Consider the following 20,295-nt stretch of genomic DNA (forward strand, 5'->3'; position numbering starts at 1 on the left):
TTTCGATGAACTGAATCAAATGACCAACGAAAGATGTTTAGATATCGAGTTTTCGGTTACCGAGCCATTTCACCATTTCAGGATCGCGATGTGAAAAGAACAGGCTCTCTTTCGTATCTAATGTAGTAATCGACGCCATATCCTCTTGACTTAATTCAAAATCAAAGATATTGAAGTTTTCGATAATTCTTTCTTTACGAACAGACTTTGGAATCACAACGACTTCTCTTTGTGTCAACCAACGCAAAACCACTTGAGCAACGGATTTATTAACCTTTTCAGCTATGGATACCAATACCTCATTCTGGAACAAGTTATTTCTTCCTTCCGCAAAAGGCGCCCAGGACTCAATCTGAACATTGTTTTCTTTCATGAATTTTGCACTTTCGATCTGCTGATTGAAAGGGTGCGTTTCAACTTGGTTTACGGCAGGAACTACTTCATTATGAATCATCAAATCGATTAGACGATCCATATGGAAGTTACTAACGCCAATTGCTCGGACCTTTCCTTCACGATACAATTCCTCCATAGCGCGCCAAGAGCCGAACACATCGCCATATGGCTGATGAATTAAATACAAATCCAAATAGTCGAGTTGCAATCTTTGCAGTGATTTATGAAATGCTTTTTTGGTACGCTCATAACCAGTATCCTGAACCCAAAGTTTCGTAGTGATAAATAATTCCTCTCTTGCCACACCACTCCGTTTGATTGCTCTGCCAACTGCTTCTTCATTGAGATAAGAGGCAGCTGTATCAATTAGCCGATAACCTGCGATAATAGCCTCATAAACGCTTTGTTCACACTCATTTTGCTCTGCAATCTGGTAAACGCCAAAACCGAGAACAGGCATCTCAACACCATTGTTCAACATTACTTTTTGCATATAAAATCCTCCAGTTTTTTTAATTATCTGTAAATCGGTATGATTTTATCCATTGTGTCATGTGTGTCCTTCGAATCACGATTGCCAGACAGACCCAATCAACATGACGAACCCATGCAAACTGGGTAATGAAACAGCCGCCCGAATTTCCGTCTACTGTTACTTATATTAAATCGCACCTACTACAGGGTGGGGAACGTACAGCTCTTCCAATGACGCAATTTCTTCAGGTGTTAGCGTAATCGATAGAGCACCTACGGCTTCTTCAAGCTGAGACACTTTCGTAGCACCGATAATGGGAGCTGAGACAGGCTCTTTCTGAAGCAACCAAGCAAGTGTGATATGAATACGGGGAACGCCATGTTTTTCTGCGATTGCTGCAACACGCTCCACGACCAATCGATCCATATGTGCTGTCGCATCGTATTTCATTTTTTGCATATGATCGGTTTGGGATCGCAGTGTTGTTTCCGACCAATCACGAGCCAGTCTTCCAGATGCAAGTGGGCTATAGGGAATCACACCGATTTTTTCTGCCTTGCAGAGCGGCAGCATTTCTCTTTCCTCTTCACGGTAGATGAGGTTCAAATGATTTTGCATCGACACAAACCTAGTCCAACCATTATTCTCGGCTACATGTAACGCCTTAAGAAACTGCCATGCGTACATGGCAGAAGCACCAATATATCTTGCCTTACCAGCCTTCACAACATCATGCAATGCTTCCATTGTTTCTTCAATGGGCGTATTGTAATCCCAGCGGTGGATTTGATAAAGGTCAACATAATCAGTTCCCAGTCTTTTAAGACTCTTATCAATCTCACTCATGATTGCTTTGCGGGAGAGTCCTGCACCATTTGGACCTTGATGCATACGTCCATACACTTTGGTCGCGAGGACAATTTCATCCCGATTGGCATAATCCTTTAGAGCCCGTCCAATTATTTCCTCACTGGTTCCGTCTGCATACACATTCGCCGTATCGAAAAAATTGATTCCTAAATCAAGGGCTTTTTTGATAATAGGACGACTGCGCTCCTCATCAAGTATCCACGGATGATGCCACCGCTCTGCTGCGCCAAAGCTCATACAGCCAAGACTAAGACGGGATACATCCAAGCCGGTATTTCCAAGTTTCACATATTCCATTTGTTGATACGCTCCTTTATTTCCTTGTTTTAATGGGGGATAATCTTATTATGCAACAGATAAAAAAGCGACCGTTATCTCATTCGTGCCAAATGATTGCCTAATCCTCTCACTACATTTATGTAACTGACGCAAATGGCATATAATCGAAGATAAGGAATAATGGAACAAGGAGGACTTATGTCTGAAATAATAACGAAACAGCAGAATGAACTTGCCAACCTAATTGAACGGTATTCAGTCCAGGAAGGTGTCAACGCAACAGCCATTCCGACTTTATTTTTCATACGCCGCTCTGAATTGACCGGACCCAATTACGGAGTTTACAAACCTTCTTTATGTATTGTGGTTCAAGGGGCGAAGGAGGTATGGCTGGCACAAGAGCGCTTCAAGTACGATCCTGCAAATTACCTTATTGCATCAGTTGATTTACCGGTTACTGCCCAAGTCACTGCAGCTTCTTCCGACATTCCTTATTTGGGTTTTAGACTTGAGTTTACGGCGAGTGAAATCTTAGAGGTTATAAGTGATTCTGAAATTCAAATCAACCCAAAAGGAAATGCTGAGCGAGCTATGTTTGTCGGTCAGATGGAGTTGCCCATCATGGATTCCGTATTCCGATTAGCTTGTTTGCTAGACAATCCCAAAGATATTCCGTTCCTTGCTCCTATTTACACAAAGGAAATTCTATACAGGCTTCTGCATGGGCAGTATGGAGTTGCGCTGGCACAAATCGCAATGGAAGGGAGCGGCAGCTACGGCATCAGGGAAGCTATCGAGCAAATTACCAACAACTATGGTAAGCCTTTGCGCATTGAAGAACTTGCAGAAATAGCCAGTATGAGTATTTCTTCGTTTCACAGACACTTCAAAGAGGCAACTGCTATGAGCCCTATACAGTTTCAAAAACAACTGCGATTGCAGGAAGCACGTCGTCTATTATTAATCGAATCAGCAGATGCGGCTGATGTGGCATTCCGGGTAGGCTATGAAAGTCCTTCGCAATTCAGCCGCGAATACTCTCGCATGTTTGGCTTTCCACCTAGACAAGATATAAAGCGACTAAGAGTATAAATAGAAGGCAGCCGTCGGATTGAAACGGCTGCCTTCTATTTTCCCGATTTGACGTAGAGAGGGATAAATGTCCTTAACACTTTGTTTGAAAATTTGCTTTTCCTTCCAAGACGGCATGCAAGAATTTTTTCGACTTGCACAATCGTTTCTGGACATCTTCAATTTCTTTGATTTTTTGTTCAACAATTTTTTGCTTTACCTCGTATGATAAATTAAGTTGTTGATTTACTAGCAAACTTAACTCTTCTATAGAAAAGTCTACGGATAAAAGTACCTTCACATCATTGAGAAATTCCACAATCTCTTCCGAGTAAATACGATAATTATTTGCATCTCTTTTAACAAATGTGTCCGGAATTAGGTTTTTACGTTCATAGAATCTTAATGTTGATATGGGCAGACCCGTTAATTTGGAAACATCATTTATTTTCATAATAGGACCTCTTTATTTATTGCTATAAACCTAGGTTTATAGTTCATAATACGAATATGATAACGAATGACATACACAATGTCAAAAAAATCGAATGTTATCAAAAGGAGAGTTTCTATGTTTAACAATATTCGAAACAACGATTTCACCAGTATAGTCAAGGGAAGACGTTCTGTGCGTAATTATGATGAGAACATTAAAATATCGAAAGAAGAGATAAGCGAAATTATATCGGAAGCCAGTTTAGCCCCATCCTCTGCCAATATGCAGCCTTGGCGTGTAATGGTGGTCGATACTCCAGAAGGAAAAGAAAAACTAAGACCTCTTATGCGTTTTAATACCTTGCAAAATGATACTTCATCAGCCATGTTATTAATTTTTGGTGATACAGAAAGCTATTTATATGCTGAAGAAATTTACAATACAGCTGTGGAACAAGGTAAAATGCCAGCTGATGTACGAGATCGCCAACTCGAAACCATTCTATCGATGTTTCCGACTCTACCAAAAGAACTGAAAGTTGAAGTTGCAAAAATAGATAGCAGCCTCTTTGCCATGCAGTTAATGTTAGTAGCTCATGCACATGGGTATGATACGAATCCAATGGCAGGCTTTGAAATTGATCAGGTAGCAAAAGCATTTGATTTAGATGAAGAGCGCTATGCGCCAGTAATGATTATTTCAATAGGAAAAGCCAAGGAAGAAGGGCATGAGTCAGTTCGATTAAGTTCTGACAAGATTACATTTTGGAAGTAATCATTCAATACAACCAGCGGCAGTCAAGGACTTTGCTTTCTCGTCCATGGCTGCCGCTAGTCATGTACAATAGAGCACTCGACGAAAGCTGGGATGTGTGCACATGCTCGCCAAACGGCAGCTCGATCCGCTGCACATCCATGATTTTCAGCGATACATGGTTCCAAAGTATAAGGTGATTTTCCACAATCATAGATTGATGTCAACTCCTAGGAGGGTCTGTCGATTTGTGCATAGTAGTTTAATTCTTTGCATTTCATTCTATCACCGTCCATTTTCGTTTTCCAGCTTACCGCACTACAGGCTTCTTATTTGGCACAGAGCTAGTCAAAATTATTCTTCTCGGTGAACCTGGTCGTGATATTCCGCTGCATGACGTTGATCGCGAAACCGTAATTGGTATTTTTCATGGTGGTTGAAATTAACAAAAAAGTATGTTCAAATAGTACGCTCTAATTTCACCGAGTTAACTCAATTGCGTGTAGCTCCTGCGCTTCTATTCAGGCAGGATAATTTAACCATTTAACGAATACTTTCTTGTTTAATCACAGGGAGGGTGAGGAAATTGGAACCATGTTTTTTGTTAACCGGGAAACCCCGGGTAGGAAAATCAACGTCGATAAAACGAATTATTCAACAAATTGGTCCTGAATATTTTGGTGGTTTTTACACCGAAGAAATACGCAACTCTACAAATCGTACTGGATTTAATTGCATAACACTTCAGGGTGAAACTGTATGCATTGCAAGTGTTGATAGTGAAAGTTCAGTTCGAGTAGGGAGATACGGGGTTGATATCGTTGCTTTTGAAAATATTGCGTTAAAGGCAGTGACCCTATCGTTAAATACAAAGAAGATTACAGTTATTGATGAGATCGGTTTCATGCAAATACTATCCGCTCCGTTTGAAACAGTGATCCATGAAGTAATTTCGAGTTCTAAACATCTTATTTTGGGGACAATTTGTGTGGACAGCCATCCGAGCATTGACAAAATAAAGGAGCTGTCTGGGATAAGACTTTATCATCTGAGTGAGGAGAATCGTGAGGTGATTACAGAACGAATAACAAATGATATTCTTAAATTTTTGTAAAATGGTGCTTAGATATACAAAAGTAGAATTATTCACAATCGAAACTGCTTTAAAGGGCAGCATAGTAAGAATGATATCGGAAAAAGAGAAAGATTCATATTTACATAGGAGGTTGTCTCACCAGTCAAAAATGACTGCGAGGCAGCCTCTTCTGTTTTAGAGACTCTCAACTGGTACCGATCTAGCTGCAACCGCATCTGCAACTGCCTATTCAACCCCATTCCCAACCCTGGTGCCAAATTCCACTGGAATAACTCCAGTCTATTCGGATTTGGGAAGGTGGAAATGCTACTTTGATTGGAATTTATCCAGTGAAATGCGAGACGGTGCCATCCTAGTGGCCATTATTTCAAATCCCACTGGACTAAATCCAGTGTTATCAGGTTTGGGAGGGGGAAACTCTACTCTGACTGGAATTTATCCAGGGAAATGAATAATTCGCCATCCTCGAGGCTTCACAGAGAGAAAATATACCTATATTTTCTAAATTTCATTCGTATTTCACTTAAATTAATAATGACTAGATAAACATATTGTGTTACTATTTTATCAAATCGTGTCACTGCACACGTGAACATTGAAGGATGTGGATGATTTGAGGCATCGTTTATTCATTTTTTTAGTTTTAATGACAGTCCTGATTAGTGTAACTGGTTGCAAGGCAGAGAAGCCACAGCCAGCAGCTGAATCCGGGAAAAAAGAGATTGTTCTGGCAATCGGTGGTGAGCCCGATACAGGATTTGATCCGACAACCGGGTGGGGACGTTATGGTTCACCGTTATTTCAAAGTACGCTGCTCAAACGAGACAAGGATTTGAATGTTGTTAATGATTTAGCCACCGGATATGAGGTAAGTCAGGATGGTATGGTTTGGACAGTGAAGCTGCGCAAGGACGTCAAATTCAGTGATGGCAAGTTTTTAACGGCCGCAGATGTGCAATATACCTATCAAACCGCTTCAGCAAGCGGCTCCTCGATCGATCTGAGCAACGTGAAAAGTGTAGAAGTCCCCGATGACACAACGGTAAAGTTTACATTAAAAGAACCGCAATCTACGTTTACACAGATGCTTGTATCAACGGGTATTGTTCCAAAGCATGCCCATAACAAAGATTATGCCCTTAAACCGATTGGTTCTGGTCCGTTTAAATTAGTTCAATGGGATAAAGGTCAGCAATTGATTGTTGAAGCCAATCCAGATTATTACGGTAATAAACCATTTTTCCAAAAGATTACCTTCCTGTTCCTAGGTGAAGATGCTGCTTTTGCGGCAGCTAAGGCGGGGACAATCGATATGGCAGCTATCCCAGCCGCATTTAGCAAACAAGCTGTGAATGGGATGGAGCTGATTGCAGCCAAAACTGTCGATAATCGGGGCATCATGTTTCCATATGTGAAATCTGGAGGTAAAACAAAGGAAGGTTATCCGATTGGGAATGATGTGACAGCTGATACATCCATGCGTAAGGCGATTAATCTGGCGCTAGACAGGAAGGCTTTGGTACAAGGTGTTCTTGAAGGTCATGGCACGCCTGCCTATACGTTGAATGACGGTCTTCCTTGGTTCAATCAAGAAGCCGTTTTCGCAGATGCAGACATGCATGCAGCGAAAAAGCTGCTTGCTGAGAACGGGTGGAAAGACACGGATAACGATGGCATCGTAGAAAAAGGATCATTAAAAGCAGAAATTAATTTGCTTTATCCCGCTAGTGATGTCACTCGTCAATCGCTTGCTATTGCTGCAGCGGATATGCTCAAACCTTTAGGTATTCAGGTCAAAGCGGAGGGGAAGAGTTGGGACGACATTGTCAAGCAAATGCACGCTAATCCAGTTCTATTGGGATGGGGAAGTCATGATCCTCTCGAGATGTACAATGTTTACAGCAATAAATTTGGCGGAGTAGAATACTATAACCCTGGTTTTTACAATAACCCGAAGGTTGAAGATTACATGACGCAAGCTTTGCGGGCAACAAATGAAAAAGAAGCCTGGGCATTCTGGAAAAAGTCTCAATGGGATGGGGAAACAGGATTAAGTGCAAAAGGTGATGCACCTTGGGCGTGGCTGGTCAATCTTGATCATCTTTATCTGGTTAAATCCGGTCTCTATATCGGCAATCAAAAGATTCATCCACATGGACACGGTTGGCCGGTAACCGATAACATTGAGGAATGGCAATGGAAATCATAAAACAGGACTCAACATTTTTAACAATCCGGCTTCGAGGTCTCTTGTTTTTCTTGATTCGCAAAGGACTAGGTCTGATTCTTCTTCTAATTGCAGTGAGCGCGATTTCTTTTATGCTCGTTCATTTCTCGCCGACTGATCCCATTCAAGCTTATGTTGGTGCCGATATGATGCGGGTTAGTGCGGAACAACGCGAAGCGATCGTGCAATACTGGGGTTTGAACGATCCGCCATTGATGCGCTATTGGCATTGGTTGAGCGCTCTGGCGAGCGGTGATTTGGGAACTTCTATGATTTATCGCCGCCCTGTGCTGGAAGTCATCAGTGAGCGCTTTGCATCTTCACTAGCGCTTATGGGGGCCGCGTGGCTGCTGTCTGGGCTGATCGGATTCGTTTCAGGCGTGCTCGCGGCGATGAATCGGAATACGTGGATCGATAAATTAGTCCGTTGGTATTGCTATACCCTTTCCTCGACACCGACTTTTTGGGTCGGCTTGCTGTTTATGCTTGTTTTTGCGGTATGGCTTGGACTCTTGCCAGTTGGTCTTGCTGTTCCTGCCGGTATTACTTCCGATCAAGTTCAATGGACGGATCGAGTCAGGCATCTGCTGCTGCCTACTCTGACACTTAGTGTTACAGGAATTGCAGCAATTGCGCTGCATACAAGAGAAAAGCTTATTGATGTGAAGGACAAGGACTATTGGTTGTTCGCAAGAGCCCGAGGCGAGCGAGGGTTCACCATCTTTTGGAGACATGGGCTTCGCAATGTGGCCTTGCCTGCACTTACGCTGCAGTTTGCCTCATTCAGCGAGCTGTTCGGGGGAGCTGTACTGGCGGAGCAAGTATTCTCGTATCCGGGATTGGGACAGGCGGCAATAGAAGCCGGCCTCCGCGGAGACATCCCGCTGCTAATGGGAGTTGTGTTGTTTAGTACTATATTTGTTTATTCAGGAAATGCAATGGCTGATATAAGCTACCGTCTTATTGATCCAAGAATGAAAGGAGGGAGGCAATCATAAAAAGTCTTTTGCGTGATGGAATGCTGATGCCTAAAGTTCATAATCGACATCGGTTATGGATATCCTCCTTAGTCGCATTGTTCATATTAGTAGCTATTTATTTTATGTCTGTTTGGCTGGATGCTTCCGGTCTTTCCACAAACTTGGAACAGCGCAATTTAGGGCCTTCCAGCCAGCATCTTTTTGGTACAGACTGGCTTGGAAGAGATATGCTTACGCGCACGATCAAAGGACTTGCTCTCAGTCTTCAAGTAGGTTTAGTCGCAGGCGTTTCAAGCGTCATCATTGCAAGTATTATGGGACTTGCGGCAGCGATTATGGGGGAAATGGTGAATCGCATCGTAGGTTGGTTGACTGATTTATTTCTAAGTGTGCCTCATTTAGTGACGCTTCTATTAATTGCATTTGTTCTTGGGGGAGGGGCCAAAGGCATTATCATAGGTGTTGCTTTGACACATTGGCCAAGCTTATCGCGGGTTATACGCGCGGAAGTTAGGCAGATTCAAACAGCACCTTACATTGCGATTTCTCGTAATTTCGGCAAATCCAGTTGGTGGATCGCGACTAGGCACATTATTCCTCATTTAATTCCCCAACTTTTGGTTGGATTCATACTTATCGTCCCGCATGCTATCTTGCATGAAGCTTCTATTACATTTATAGGTATGGGGCTATCCCCACACGAGCCGGCAATTGGCATTCTTTTATCGGAATCGATGCGCTATTTATCTTCAGGAATTTGGTGGTTGGCCTTGTTTCCAGGTTTATGCCTGTTATTATTGGTGCGGGCTTTTGCCATGTTAGGAGAAAACTTGAAACAATGGGTGGATCCACGACATGCTCACGACAATTAAGATATGAAATTTGGGAGAAAGGGGCTCGCTTATGCTAGAAGTAAGTAAGCTTTCTATCCGTTTTACTCGGTTTGATCGCCGCCTCCGGCAGGTACATACAGAAATGATTCATAACCTTCATCTTTCAATTTCGTCAGGAGAAATTTTGGCGGTTGTTGGCTCAAGTGGTTCAGGTAAAAGTCTGCTTGCCCATGCCATACTCGGTATTCTCCCTAGTAATGCTCAGGTCTCAGGCGATATTTACTTTAAAGGCGAAGCCTTGACACCAGCCAGCCAAAGAAGGTTGCGTGGCAAAGAAATCGCGCTCATCCCGCAGTCTGTCCAGTATTTGGATCCTTTGATGCGCGTCGGGGAGCAGGTGCGGCAGTCCGTTCGTCAAGGTGATCCTGCAGTGCTTCAACGGAAAGCTTTTAACAAGTATGACCTTGCCGAGTATGTTGCAAAATGGTTTCCGTTTCAGTTATCCGGCGGAATGGCTCGTAAAATTCTCATTTCGACCGCAACGGTTAGTGGAGCTAGGTTGTTAATTGCCGATGAGCCGACTCCTGGTCTAGATGACTTGGCAATGACGGAGACATTGTCTCGTTTCCGTCAGAAGGCAGAGGAAGGCTGTGCGGTGATGCTGATTACACACGATGTTGAGGCGGCTTTAACTGTAGCGGATAGAATAGCCGTACTTTATGCAGGAACAGTTGTAGAAATCGCACTTCGCAGTGATTTTACGGCAGATGGAGAAATGCTGAGGCACCCCTACACGAAGGCGCTATGGAAAGCACTTCCCAGCCAACAATTTGCTGCAATCCCCGGCGTTCAACCTGCACCAGCTGCTTTACCCAAGGGCTGCGTGTTTGCTCCACGCTGTTCTCTGGCTACATCGGAGTGTGAAGAGTTTGCTCCTGAACCACGCAAGCTTAGGCATGGAGAAGTGAGGTGCTTGCATGCCACTTGAGGGACAGAAGCTCGGTTATCGTTATAATAAGGCATTATGGGTTTTTCAACATGTGGACATTTGTATGGAACGTGGAGAGATTGTGGGACTTGTCGGGCCTAGCGGTTGTGGAAAATCTACACTTGGGAAACTGCTTGCTGGTCATCTTCGACCACATGAAGGAAAAGTTATTGCTGATGGGGAACGGAAACCCCACGTTGAGCGAAATTCAGTGCAATTAGTGCTGCAGCATCCGGAACAAGCTGTGAACCCTAGGTGGAAGCTGCGTCGCACTCTTCAAGAATCAGGATCGAGCAACGATCATATACTTGCTGAATTGGCCATCGAAAACAACTGGCTAGATCGATATCCAAACGAATTATCAGGTGGTGAGTTACAACGTATTTGTGTTGCTAGAGCGCTTGGTGACGAAACCCGCTATCTGATAGCGGATGAAATGACAACTATGCTCGATGCGATCACCCAAGCGCAAATATGGCATTCTGTACTGAACTGGGCGAAACTCAATGGGACAGGTGTATTGATCATTAGTCATGAACGTCATTTAGTCAACAAAATATGTGATCGGGTTATTGAATGGAAGGATTTGGTTGAGTGACTAATCTCACATTATCAGCATGACTCGAAAGAGCTATTTTAAGACTCGATTTAAAAAGTTACAACGAATCTAGCATGTTCCTTGAACATAACCCATATAGTTGCAAGTAAGTACGTGGACTTGTATGGGAGGCAGGACAACGTGAATGAAAATTCGATGCTTCAAAAAGTGAGCTTGGATATTGAAGGGATGACTTGTGCGGCCTGCTCTGCGCGTATTGAGAAGGTCGTAGGCAAAATGGCTGGCGTTCGCGAAATTGCGGTAAATTTACCGCTAGGACGAGCAATGGTAGTGATCGACTCGGATTCTGCACTTAAAGAGCAAATTATTACCCGCATTGAACAGTTAGGGTATTCGGCTAGAAAGTCTAAAGAAAAGGACAAGACACAGAAAATAGCATTTGGCTTAGGCACAAAATTACTTATATCTGCGTTCCTGACGATTCCACTTTTGTGGGCAATGGTGCGTCATTATACGCTAACATCCAGTATTTGGATTCCCGATTTATTTCTTCAGCCGTGGTTTCAATGGGTACTTGCCACGCCTGTTCAATTTGTCATTGGTGCTCCTTTTTATTTTAATGCTTGGAAAGCTTTGAAAAGCAAAAGTGCCAATATGGATGTGCTTGTAGTTCTTAGTACGACATGCGCTTACTTGTACAGTCATTATATGACCATGCACATGATGCATGCTGGGGGATCTGACCCGCACGCCGTATATTTTGAGACGAGCGCTATGATCATAACCGTTGTGCTGCTTGGCAAATGGTTGGAGGCTGCGGCCAAAAACAGAAGTATGAAGACTATTCATCAATTGCAAAGCCTAAGTCCACAGACGGCTATAATCATCGGACGTGAGAACCATCAAGAGACCATCCTGTTAAGTAACGTCAAAGTTGGAGACACACTGCTTATTCTTCCCGGAGAAATTGTTCCTACGGATGGACGCGTATTGAACGGCATCTCTTCCGTAGATGAATCTTTTGTTACTGGAGAATCCGTTCCTATGGGTAAACGTCAACATGACCGTCTGATAGGTGGATCATTGAATATAGACGGAATCCTTACCTTGCAAGTGACTGCTGTTGGATCTCATACAGCTTTGAATAAGATGATCCTTTTGATGGAGGAAGCACAGGGTTCTAAGGCTGAAATCGCGCGGTCTGTTGATCGTATCGCAGCTGTTTTTGTTCCTGTCGTACTGGGACTTGCTTTGCTTACCCTATGTATATGGTCTTTCTGGCTAAGTCCTGGAGACTTCAAAGGGGCACTGTTTAAAGCCATAGCTGTACTTGTTATCGCATGCCCTTGCGCTCTAGGTTTAGCAACGCCAACCTCGATATTGGTTGGTACGAGTCGTGCTATGGAATCGGGCATCTTATTTAAAGAAGGTAAATATGTGGAGCAATTGGAGCAGATCGATGTCGTCTTGCTAGATAAGACAGGAACACTTACCCATGGTACTCCACGGGTTACAGATCTCATTACAGATTCAGGTCAGGAACATCGACTGCTTCGTTTGTTTGCTGCTGCTGAGAAGGGAACGGAGCATCCCTTTGCCAAAGCGATTGTGAAAGAAGCTGTGCGGCGCGGACTTCCAGTCAAAGACGCCGTTTCATCTCAAGTCGTTGCCGGAATGGGCGTGATTGCTCAAGTAGATAAACACCACATATTAATTGGCTCTAGAACTTTTATGAATCACTCAGAGATTTCGATTGTAAAGTTTGCCCAAGCAACAGAACAATTAGAAATAGAAGGGAAAACGGTTCTATTTGCTGCGGTAGATGGTGCGATTGCAGGTATTATTGCCCTTATGGACACATTGAAATCATCTACACCTCAGGCCATACGACGTTTGAAAAAGTTGCATACAGAGATCGTAATGGTTACAGGTGATCAGCGTAGAACAGCTCAAAGTATTGCTGCTAGAGCCGGTATAACGACGGTCTATGCAGAAATGCTTCCCCAGGACAAGGTAGACTTAGTAAGAACGCTGCAGCGAAAAGGCAAACGTGTCGCCATGGTGGGTGATGGTGTGAATGATGCCCCAGCCCTTGCAGCCGCAGATATCGGTATTGCCGTAGGCACCGGTGCTGAGATCGCGAAGGAAGCGGCAGACGTAAATTTGCTTCATAGTGACTTGGGAGGCGTTGCGGACGCCATTGTGATGAGCCGTAAGACGATGCGGAACATCCGTCAAAACCTGCTTTTTGCGTTCATGTATAATATTTTGGCTATACCGCTGGCTTTTATGGGTTACATGGCACCGTGGGTCGCAGGAACAGCAATGGCGCTTAGTTCGGTTTCGGTCGTTGCCAATGCATGCAGACTGCAAAGAGCATCATGGCGGAGTTAGGGCAGGTTCGAGTAATTGGCAAAAATTCTTCACAGAATCCAGCTATAAATAGCACTTTGGAGTCATCACGTCCCCTGCATATTGCTATATGATCAATGGCATATGAAACATAAAGGGGTGCAATTTTCTTGAAACGTTTAGGGTTAGTCATTGCAAGTACATTCATTTTATCAACATTAGCTATAGGGTGTTCACCCGCAAAGCCTACGGAAATATCATCCCCAAACTCAACAGTCACTGCGCAGCAGATTACGCCAACCACGCCTACTAACAGTATTGCTCCTCCGAATGGAAATTTTGCGATTTTCAAAGACAGTACGAAGCAAGAAATTACTTTAAAGGACAAACCTCAACGTGTTATTTTGTTAAACACAGAAATTCAGGAATTGTTCTATCAAGTGGGAGGCAAAGCTGTTGGATTAGCGACTGCTCCGGGAATTCCTGTTCCAGAAACAGCCAAAGATGCGGCTCAAGTCGGTGAAATTAACCATGTTAGCTTGGAAAAAGTGATGAGCCTAAAACCTGACCTCGTTATAGGTCAATCTATGTTCCACGCCGCCTTGAAAGATTCTTTAGCTGCTTCTAAAGTACCCTTGGCCTTAATCGATATCAAAAGCTATGAGGATATTAAAGCTACTGCAGAGCTATTCGGGAAAATAGCAGGGAAAGAAGATGAGACTAAGGCTGCGCTTGATCAAACGGAGAAAAAAATGCAAACCGTTATTAGTAAACTGCCACAACAAAGCCCCAAGTTTGCGATGATTACGATCATGCCAATGGGGATTAGCGTACAAAAGAATTCGACGATTTCACTGGACGTTACCAATCGCTTGAAGCTAAAAAATGTCGCTGAATCTCTCCCAGCAGGCAAGATGCCTAGTTCTGCTCCCTATAGCTTGGAGAAACTTGTTGAACTGGATCCAGACTTTCTATTCTTCTCCGTACATGGCACAGAAGATTACGGCAAAGAGAAACTTAAAACTGATTTAGAAAGTAATCCTGCCTGGAAAACATTGAGGGCGGTCCAAGAAAATAAAATCTATTTCCTCCCATCATCACTTTTTGTAACTAATCCGGGGTTAAACTTTGATCAATCCTTATCCTATCTGGCTAAGCTGGCTTATCCTGAGATTTATGGGGACAAGTAACATGAATATCGAACAAAAAAGTACAAAATGGCGTGCGAGTATGCTTGTCGTATTCGCACTCTTCGCTTTGTTGGGTATAGGTTTAAGTCTCATATGCGGAGCAGTGAATATTGCGATCCCGGAAGTTATCCATTCGTTATTCGGCGGAGAAAGCACATACCGCGATATTATATGGAATATCCGGCTGCCAAGAACAATCGTTGCTGCATTGGTTGGTATTAGTCTTGCTTTATCAGGGGCGCTTCTACAAGGAGTTATGCGTAATTCGATGGCTGATCCACACATTATTGGTGTATCCTCAGGAGCAGGTTTATTTGGAATTGGGGTTCTTATTTTATTTCCATCTTATGCGTATTTACTTACACCCGTGGCATTCATCGGTGCTATTGGGGCTGCTTTACTCATTTATCTGATGGCTTGGCGCGGTGGAGTAAGTCCGCTTAGAGTCATTCTTGCAGGAGTAGCTGTGTCTGCTTTGCTCAATGCTGGAATCTCTGCTTTGCTCACATTTTACAGTGATCGAGTGGGGGGAGCTCTATTATTCTTAGTTGGTGGATTATCAGCGAGAAGTTGGCCGCACGTTAACATCCTTCTTCCTTATACAATAATAGGAACTGTGCTGGCGTTAATAGGCAGCCAAAGATTAAATATTATGGCCCTTGGTGATACTCAGGCCAAAGCACTAGGTCTGCGTGTAGAAACTTATCGATTATACTTCACTGCTATCGCAACTTTGCTTGCGGCTAGTACCGTCAGTGTAGTTGGTTTGCTCGGTTTTGTAGGTATGATCGTTCCACATTCTGCTCGTTTGCTCATAGGCAGCGATTATCGTTGGCTGCTTCCAGCAAGTGTCTTATTAAGTGTAGCTGTACTTACACTTTCTGATACGGTGGCTCGTCTTGCATTTGCACCCATAGAGCTGCCGGTAGGAATTGTCATGGGTGTCCTTGGAGCACCGTTTTTCTTGTTTTTGCTTCGCAGGAGGGAATTATGAATATCATTAAAGTGGATCACCTATCCGTCCGGTATGGCGAGCATCCCATCATTTCTTCTTTGACAACAGATATAAAAAAGGGCCATATTACAACGATTCTAGGGCCAAATGGATGTGGGAAAAGTACATTACTAAAAACATTAGCTCGGCAGATGAAGATGGATCAAGGAAGCGTCATGCTGGACGGCAGGGAAATGAAGTCATGGAAGCCGAAGGAACTTGCCAGAGAGTTAGCTTTTCTCATGCAACAGCATGATCAAGCAACAGATGTTAGTGTCCGAAACCTAGTAGCTTATGGCCGATTTCCCCATAAAAATATGCTGCAAAGATTGGATGATGAAGATCAGAAAATTATTATCAATTCGATGAAACAAACAGGTGTGCTGCCGCTTGCAGACCGCGGCGTAGCTTCTTTATCTGGTGGAGAACGGCAGCGGGCTTGGATGGCTATGGCTCTTGCCCAGCAACCGAGATTGCTGTTTTTGGATGAGCCCACAACCTATCTGGACATTAGTCATCAGTTGGAAGTCATGGAGTTGGTTGTGAAACTCAAAGAGTCGATGGATATGACGATTATCATGGTGCTGCATGATTTGAATCATGCGGTCATGTACTCCGATGACTTAATCATGATGAAAGGTGGGGAAATACGCTACAAAGGGACACCTGAAGAAATTGTGAACCAGAAGTCGCTCGCTGAGGTGTTTGGGGTTCAGGCTCGAATAGAAATAGATACAGAAACTAGGAAGCCGTATATACGATCTATGAGATTGTTAGCATCGACTTAGATTTTTAAATAGTGATAAAAATATTCGAGTGAGTCCGCACACGTTGCTACAGCGGTGAAAGGCTTCACCCAACATGTTTGAACACATATGTCTGAACGTAGCCCGTCATGGTATAATAATAGGGTAAGAGGAATGGAGTTGATGACATGCTCGATAGACTTGATCCAAAGGTCGATTTCGTGTTTAAACGTATTTTCGGCGTGGAAGAAAACAAGGATGTGCTGCTGGATTTTGAATCCATACATCGATAAAAACGCGCTGCATGACAAGCAGTCCATTCTCGATATCCTCGCCCGCACGGCAGATGGGAAACAAGTAAACATCGAAATTCAACTATTCAACCGCTATGATAATGAAAAACGGACGTTGTACTACTGGAGCAAAATGTATGCCGGTCAGCTTGAAGAAGGGCAGAAATACAAAGATTTAAAAAAGACGATCACCATTAACATATTGAATTTCAGCTTCATCCCGAATGGACGTTATTATAATTTGTTTCATTTACGGGAGGATCACACGGGGCTTTTGTTGAACGATGACATCGAGATTCATTTCTTGGAACTGCCCAAGCTGCAAGAACAGAGTGTCAGCTTATCCGATAAGCTCGTCAAATGGTCATTGTTTCTCAAAGGCGTAGATAAATCAGAATTATGGGAGGTTATTGCGATGAACGAACCGGCTTTACAAAAGGCAATGGATACGCTGGAGTTTTTGAGCCAAGATGAAGAATCTAGGCGATTATACGAAATGCGGCAAAAAGCGCTGCACGATGAAGCGTCGATGATCGACGGAGCGAAAGAAGAAGCTCGGCGTGAAATCGCAGTTAAGCTTTTGAAGCGAGGCACAACAGTTTCTGACACAGCAGAGATTTCTGGACTATCCGAAGTCGAAGTCCAAAAATTAAAAATTGAGATTCATTAAGACCACTATTGGAGAGGTGAGTGATATCGCCCGCCAAGTGGCAATTGAATAAATGTGTAAATTGTAGGATCGAGATATCCATCTTGCAACGTGGGGCCTGACGAGGGGCATTAACCGGTTTCAAGCTCCTAGAGTCCCCGCCATTCAAAATGTAAAACTAGCCATCATATGCGATAACAGTGATGGAGCGGCTCGAACCATGATTTTGGATGGGATTAAGGAAAATGGAAAACCAAAAAAGAACCTGATAAATGTATCAGGTTCTTTCATATTGCATATAAACAAACACGATGATATAATCAGTTTGCGACTTTTATTTTCGTAAATAGATATATTGAATGCATCTTATATTACAAATATACCATGCCGCTAAGCTCTTGTCAAATGTTTTCTCAATTTAATGGTTAGGGGAGATATGGAATGAGTTCTTTAGTTCTCAGTTTTCAGGAAATGGATAAAACGCAGCTTTTGCTCGTTGGCGGAAAAGGGTTAAATTTAGGGGAATTATCAAAAATTGAAGGAATAAAGGTACCAGAAGGATTTTGTGTGACAACAATGGGATATCCTAAAGCCATTGAGCAAAACGCAGCGTACAACGCATTGTTGGATCGACTAACCAGGCTAAAAGCAGAAGATCGAGATCAAATTGGTGAAATCAGCAGGAAGATTCGGCAAATCATTATGGAAGTAGAAATTCCTTCCGATGTTGTGAAAGCCGTTACTCACTATCTCTCCCAGTTTGGTGATGAATATGCTTATGCTGTGCGTTCTAGTGCGACTGCTGAAGATTTACCACATGCCTCTTTCGCGGGTCAGCAAGACACCTATTTAAATATCATCGGCGTGGATGCCATCTTGCAGCATATCAGTAAATGCTGGGCTTCCCTATTTACGGATCGAGCGGTAATCTACCGTATGCAAAATGGCTTTGACCATAGTCAAGTTTATATATCCGTTATCGTTCAAAGGATGGTTTTCCCGCAGGCTTCAGGGATTTTATTTACCGCTGATCCCATTACTTCCAACCGAAAGCTGCTATCCATCGATGCCAGTTTTGGACTTGGAGAAGCGCTGGTTTCTGGCTTAGTATCTGCCGATAGTTATCAAGTACAGGAAGGGGAAATCGTCAATAAGCGGATAGCAACCAAAAAATTGGCTATCTATGGACGAAAAGAAGGCGGAACAGAGACCAAGCAGATCGATCCTGTTCAACAAAATACTCAAACACTTACTGAACAACAAATTTTGCAACTGGCACGCATTGGAAGACAGATCGAAGCTTATTTCGGTAGCCCACAAGATATCGAATGGTGCTTGGCCCAAGATACATTTTATATTGTCCAGAGTCGTCCAATCACGACTTTATTTCCTATCCCTGAAGCGAATGATCATGAAAATCATGTCTATGTATCTGTTGGACATCAACAAATGATGACCGACCCCATCAAACCATTGGGATTGTCTTTTTTCCTATTAACAACGAAAGCGCCTATGCGTAAAGCTGGTGGAAGGTTGTTTGTTGATATTGCACCTAGGATGGCTACACCTGTCGGCCGGGAAACTTTATTAAATACCCTGGGATCCGATCCGCTCATAAAAGGCGCACTTATGACCATAATAGAGCGAGAGTTCATAAAATTGTTACCAAATGATCAAAAAGAACAGAGTCTTGGTGAAAGCAATAAAGGTACGTCGTCTGCGAGTTTTCAAGCACAAATCGAATGCGATCCAACCATCGTTTCTAATTTGATTAAAAGCAGTCAAGCATCAATAGAAGAGTTAAAACAAAACATTCAAACGAAATCAGGATTAGATTTATTTGATTTTATTCTAGAAGATTTCCAGCAACTAAGGAAGTTTTTATTTGACCCACAAAGTTCGCGTGTATTTATGACTGCAATGGAAGCTTCATCATGGATCAATGAAAAAATGAACGAGTGGTTAGGTGAAAAGAACGCAGCAGATACGCTTTCTCAATCTGTACCTAATAACATTACTTCCGAAATGGGTCTCGCGCTATTGGATGTCGCTGATGTGATTCGTCCGTATCCAGAAGTAATTGATTATTTACGGCATGTAAAAGATGATGACTTTTTGGATGGACTGATGAAGCTTGATGGTGGACAGCAAACCCAGGACGCTATCTATGCTTATCTCAATAAATACGGAATGCGATGTGCTGGAGAAATCGATGTGACCAAAACTCGTTGGAGTGAAAAACCAATGACCATTGTCCCGATGATTCTTGGTAACATCAAAAGCTTTGAGCCTAATGCTGGCAAAAGGAAATTTGAGCAAGGGCGACAGGAAGCTTTAGAAAAAGAACAAGAGTTATTAAATCGATTGAAACAATTGCCAGATGGTAACCAAAAAGCCAAAGAGACAGAACGAGTGATCAGCCTAATCCGGAATTTCATCGGTTATCGTGAATATCCAAAATACGCCATGATTAGTCGCTACTTCGTCTATAAGCAAGCTTTGATGAAAGAAGCCGAACAACTCGTACAAGCGGGCGTTATTCATGAAAAAGAAGATGTCTACTATCTCACTTTTGAAGAATTTCACGATGTCGTACGCACCAATAAACTGGATGACCAGATCATCAGCAAACGAAAAGACGAGTACAAATTATTTGAAAAACTAACTCCGCCACGTGTTATTACGTCTGATGGTGAAATCATTACTGGTAAGTACGGACGTGAAAATATTCCAGCTGAAGCTATTGCAGGTCTGCCTGTTTCTTCTGGAGTGATTGAGGGACGTGCACGTGTCATCTTGCGTATGGAAGATGCTGATATAGAAAATGGAGATATATTAGTCACCTCCTTTACGGATCCTGGCTGGACACCATTGTTTGTATCCATCAAAGGACTAGTCACCGAAGTGGGTGGACTGATGACTCATGGCGCAGTTATCGCACGTGAATATGGCTTGCCAGCAGTTGTCGGGGTGGAGAATGCTACTAAGCTGATAAAAGATGGGCAAAGAATTCGCGTGCATGGAACAGAAGGGTATATCGAAATTTTATAATGGCTGAATGGATAAAAGGACGGTTGCCATGTTCGTCCTTTTACCCATCTTCATAGT

Annotated in this window: 17 protein-coding genes and 1 pseudogene; 14 read left to right on the forward strand and 4 right to left on the reverse strand. The window is 43.1% G+C overall.

All coding sequences use genetic code 11. From position 1 onward, the window contains the following. Nucleotides 1-37: 37 nt before the first annotated feature. Together BC351_RS16705 and BC351_RS16710 are read right to left on the reverse strand one after the other, a co-directional pair. The gene (locus BC351_RS16705; RefSeq protein ID WP_079413882.1) at nucleotides 38-889 is read right to left on the reverse strand and encodes an aldo/keto reductase; all 852 of its coding nucleotides are present in this window, start codon (nucleotides 887-889) and stop codon (nucleotides 38-40) included. Between the two features lie 168 nt (nucleotides 890-1,057). Next, nucleotides 1,058-2,038, reverse strand: coding sequence for an aldo/keto reductase (locus tag BC351_RS16710; protein ID WP_079413883.1), 981 nt, complete (start codon nucleotides 2,036-2,038; stop codon nucleotides 1,058-1,060). A 180-nt stretch (nucleotides 2,039-2,218) separates the two neighbouring features. On the opposite strand from BC351_RS16710, the gene BC351_RS16715 reads away from it, so the two are divergent. Next, complete coding sequence (locus BC351_RS16715) at nucleotides 2,219-3,112, forward strand: AraC family transcriptional regulator (RefSeq protein WP_079413884.1); 894 nt, start codon at nucleotides 2,219-2,221, stop codon at nucleotides 3,110-3,112. 73 nt (nucleotides 3,113-3,185) lie between these two features. Here BC351_RS16715 and BC351_RS16720 read toward each other — a convergent pair whose 3' ends face one another. Beyond that, a complete protein-coding gene (locus tag BC351_RS16720) occupies nucleotides 3,186-3,545 on the reverse strand; it encodes a MerR family transcriptional regulator (RefSeq protein WP_079413885.1) in 360 nt (119 codons plus the stop codon). 117 nt (nucleotides 3,546-3,662) lie between these two features. On the opposite strand from BC351_RS16720, the gene BC351_RS16725 reads away from it, so the two are divergent. Further along, nucleotides 3,663-4,301 carry a nitroreductase family protein gene (locus BC351_RS16725; RefSeq protein ID WP_079413886.1) on the forward strand — a complete coding sequence of 213 codons (639 nt, stop codon included), beginning with the start codon at nucleotides 3,663-3,665 and terminating at the stop codon, nucleotides 4,299-4,301. 4 nt (nucleotides 4,302-4,305) lie between these two features. On the opposite strand, the gene BC351_RS16730 is transcribed toward BC351_RS16725, so the two are convergent. Beyond that, on the reverse strand, nucleotides 4,306-4,494 hold the full coding sequence (locus BC351_RS16730; RefSeq protein ID WP_079413887.1) for a hypothetical protein: 189 nt from the start codon (nucleotides 4,492-4,494) through the stop codon (nucleotides 4,306-4,308). Between the two features lie 372 nt (nucleotides 4,495-4,866). Here BC351_RS16730 and BC351_RS16735 point away from each other — a divergent pair, with 372 nt between their 5' ends. The 12 genes and pseudogenes from BC351_RS16735 to ppsA all read left to right on the forward strand — a co-directional run bounded on the left by BC351_RS16735 (nucleotide 4,867) and on the right by ppsA (nucleotide 20,238). Further along, a complete protein-coding gene (locus BC351_RS16735) occupies nucleotides 4,867-5,394 on the forward strand; it encodes a nucleoside-triphosphatase (protein ID WP_158082113.1) in 528 nt (175 codons plus the stop codon). Nucleotides 5,395-6,022: 628 nt separating this feature from the next. Continuing rightward, on the forward strand, nucleotides 6,023-7,585 hold the full coding sequence (locus tag BC351_RS16740) for an ABC transporter substrate-binding protein (RefSeq protein ID WP_079413997.1): 1,563 nt from the start codon (nucleotides 6,023-6,025) through the stop codon (nucleotides 7,583-7,585). After that, nucleotides 7,573-8,601, forward strand: a complete 1,029-nt coding sequence (locus BC351_RS16745; protein WP_079413889.1) for an ABC transporter permease — start codon at nucleotides 7,573-7,575, stop codon at nucleotides 8,599-8,601. The genes BC351_RS16740 and BC351_RS16745 overlap by 13 nt, the downstream gene beginning before the upstream one ends. A gap of 26 nt (nucleotides 8,602-8,627) precedes the next feature. Further along, nucleotides 8,628-9,455, forward strand: a complete 828-nt coding sequence (locus tag BC351_RS16750) for an ABC transporter permease (RefSeq protein ID WP_244209042.1) — start codon at nucleotides 8,628-8,630, stop codon at nucleotides 9,453-9,455. Nucleotides 9,456-9,486: 31 nt separating this feature from the next. Then, nucleotides 9,487-10,404 carry an ABC transporter ATP-binding protein gene (locus BC351_RS16755; RefSeq protein WP_079413891.1) on the forward strand — a complete coding sequence of 306 codons (918 nt, stop codon included), beginning with the start codon at nucleotides 9,487-9,489 and terminating at the stop codon, nucleotides 10,402-10,404. Further along, nucleotides 10,394-11,002 carry an ABC transporter ATP-binding protein gene (locus tag BC351_RS16760; protein ID WP_079413892.1) on the forward strand — a complete coding sequence of 203 codons (609 nt, stop codon included), beginning with the start codon at nucleotides 10,394-10,396 and terminating at the stop codon, nucleotides 11,000-11,002. The genes BC351_RS16755 and BC351_RS16760 overlap by 11 nt, the downstream gene beginning before the upstream one ends. 141 nt (nucleotides 11,003-11,143) lie before the next feature. Then, complete coding sequence (locus tag BC351_RS16765) at nucleotides 11,144-13,357, forward strand: heavy metal translocating P-type ATPase (RefSeq protein ID WP_244209044.1); 2,214 nt, start codon at nucleotides 11,144-11,146, stop codon at nucleotides 13,355-13,357. A 128-nt stretch (nucleotides 13,358-13,485) separates the two neighbouring features. After that, nucleotides 13,486-14,505, forward strand: coding sequence for an ABC transporter substrate-binding protein (locus tag BC351_RS16770; RefSeq protein ID WP_158082114.1), 1,020 nt, complete (start codon nucleotides 13,486-13,488; stop codon nucleotides 14,503-14,505). Nucleotide 14,506: 1 nt separating this feature from the next. Then, entirely contained in the window at nucleotides 14,507-15,499 is a 993-nt protein-coding gene (locus BC351_RS16775; RefSeq protein WP_079413894.1) for a FecCD family ABC transporter permease, read from the forward strand. Then, entirely contained in the window at nucleotides 15,496-16,287 is a 792-nt protein-coding gene (locus tag BC351_RS16780) for an ABC transporter ATP-binding protein (protein ID WP_244209045.1), read from the forward strand. The genes BC351_RS16775 and BC351_RS16780 overlap by 4 nt, the downstream gene beginning before the upstream one ends. Before the next feature lie 146 nt (nucleotides 16,288-16,433). Continuing rightward, a pseudogene (locus tag BC351_RS16785) lies at nucleotides 16,434-17,208 on the forward strand (Rpn family recombination-promoting nuclease/putative transposase). Between the two features lie 420 nt (nucleotides 17,209-17,628). Beyond that, on the forward strand, nucleotides 17,629-20,238 hold the full coding sequence (ppsA, locus tag BC351_RS16790) for a phosphoenolpyruvate synthase (protein WP_079413895.1): 2,610 nt from the start codon (nucleotides 17,629-17,631) through the stop codon (nucleotides 20,236-20,238). Nucleotides 20,239-20,295: the final 57 nt, after the last annotated feature.

This window comes from Paenibacillus ferrarius, from assembly GCF_002027705.1.
GTDB lineage: Bacteria > Bacillota > Bacilli > Paenibacillales > NBRC-103111 > Paenibacillus_E > Paenibacillus_E ferrarius.

What these genes read in the sequence shown, in the direction of transcription:
- BC351_RS16745 (WP_079413889.1), top strand. Translation starts at nt 7,573, where the DNA reads ATGGAAATCATAAAACAGGACTCAACATTTTTAACAATCCGGCTTCGA.
- BC351_RS16705 (WP_079413882.1), bottom strand. Translation starts at nt 889, where the DNA reads ATGCAAAAAGTAATGTTGAACAATGGTGTTGAGATGCCTGTTCTCGGT.
- BC351_RS16710 (WP_079413883.1), bottom strand. Translation starts at nt 2,038, where the DNA reads ATGGAATATGTGAAACTTGGAAATACCGGCTTGGATGTATCCCGTCTT.
- BC351_RS16725 (WP_079413886.1), top strand. Translation starts at nt 3,663, where the DNA reads ATGTTTAACAATATTCGAAACAACGATTTCACCAGTATAGTCAAGGGA.
- BC351_RS16750 (WP_244209042.1), top strand. Translation starts at nt 8,628, where the DNA reads ATGCCTAAAGTTCATAATCGACATCGGTTATGGATATCCTCCTTAGTC.
- ppsA (WP_079413895.1), top strand. Translation starts at nt 17,629, where the DNA reads ATGAGTTCTTTAGTTCTCAGTTTTCAGGAAATGGATAAAACGCAGCTT.
- BC351_RS16760 (WP_079413892.1), top strand. Translation starts at nt 10,394, where the DNA reads ATGCCACTTGAGGGACAGAAGCTCGGTTATCGTTATAATAAGGCATTA.
- BC351_RS16730 (WP_079413887.1), bottom strand. Translation starts at nt 4,494, where the DNA reads ATGATTGTGGAAAATCACCTTATACTTTGGAACCATGTATCGCTGAAA.
- BC351_RS16720 (WP_079413885.1), bottom strand. Translation starts at nt 3,545, where the DNA reads ATGAAAATAAATGATGTTTCCAAATTAACGGGTCTGCCCATATCAACA.
- BC351_RS16755 (WP_079413891.1), top strand. Translation starts at nt 9,487, where the DNA reads ATGCTAGAAGTAAGTAAGCTTTCTATCCGTTTTACTCGGTTTGATCGC.
- BC351_RS16780 (WP_244209045.1), top strand. Translation starts at nt 15,496, where the DNA reads ATGAATATCATTAAAGTGGATCACCTATCCGTCCGGTATGGCGAGCAT.
- BC351_RS16715 (WP_079413884.1), top strand. Translation starts at nt 2,219, where the DNA reads ATGTCTGAAATAATAACGAAACAGCAGAATGAACTTGCCAACCTAATT.
- BC351_RS16740 (WP_079413997.1), top strand. Translation starts at nt 6,023, where the DNA reads ATGACAGTCCTGATTAGTGTAACTGGTTGCAAGGCAGAGAAGCCACAG.
- BC351_RS16775 (WP_079413894.1), top strand. Translation starts at nt 14,507, where the DNA reads ATGAATATCGAACAAAAAAGTACAAAATGGCGTGCGAGTATGCTTGTC.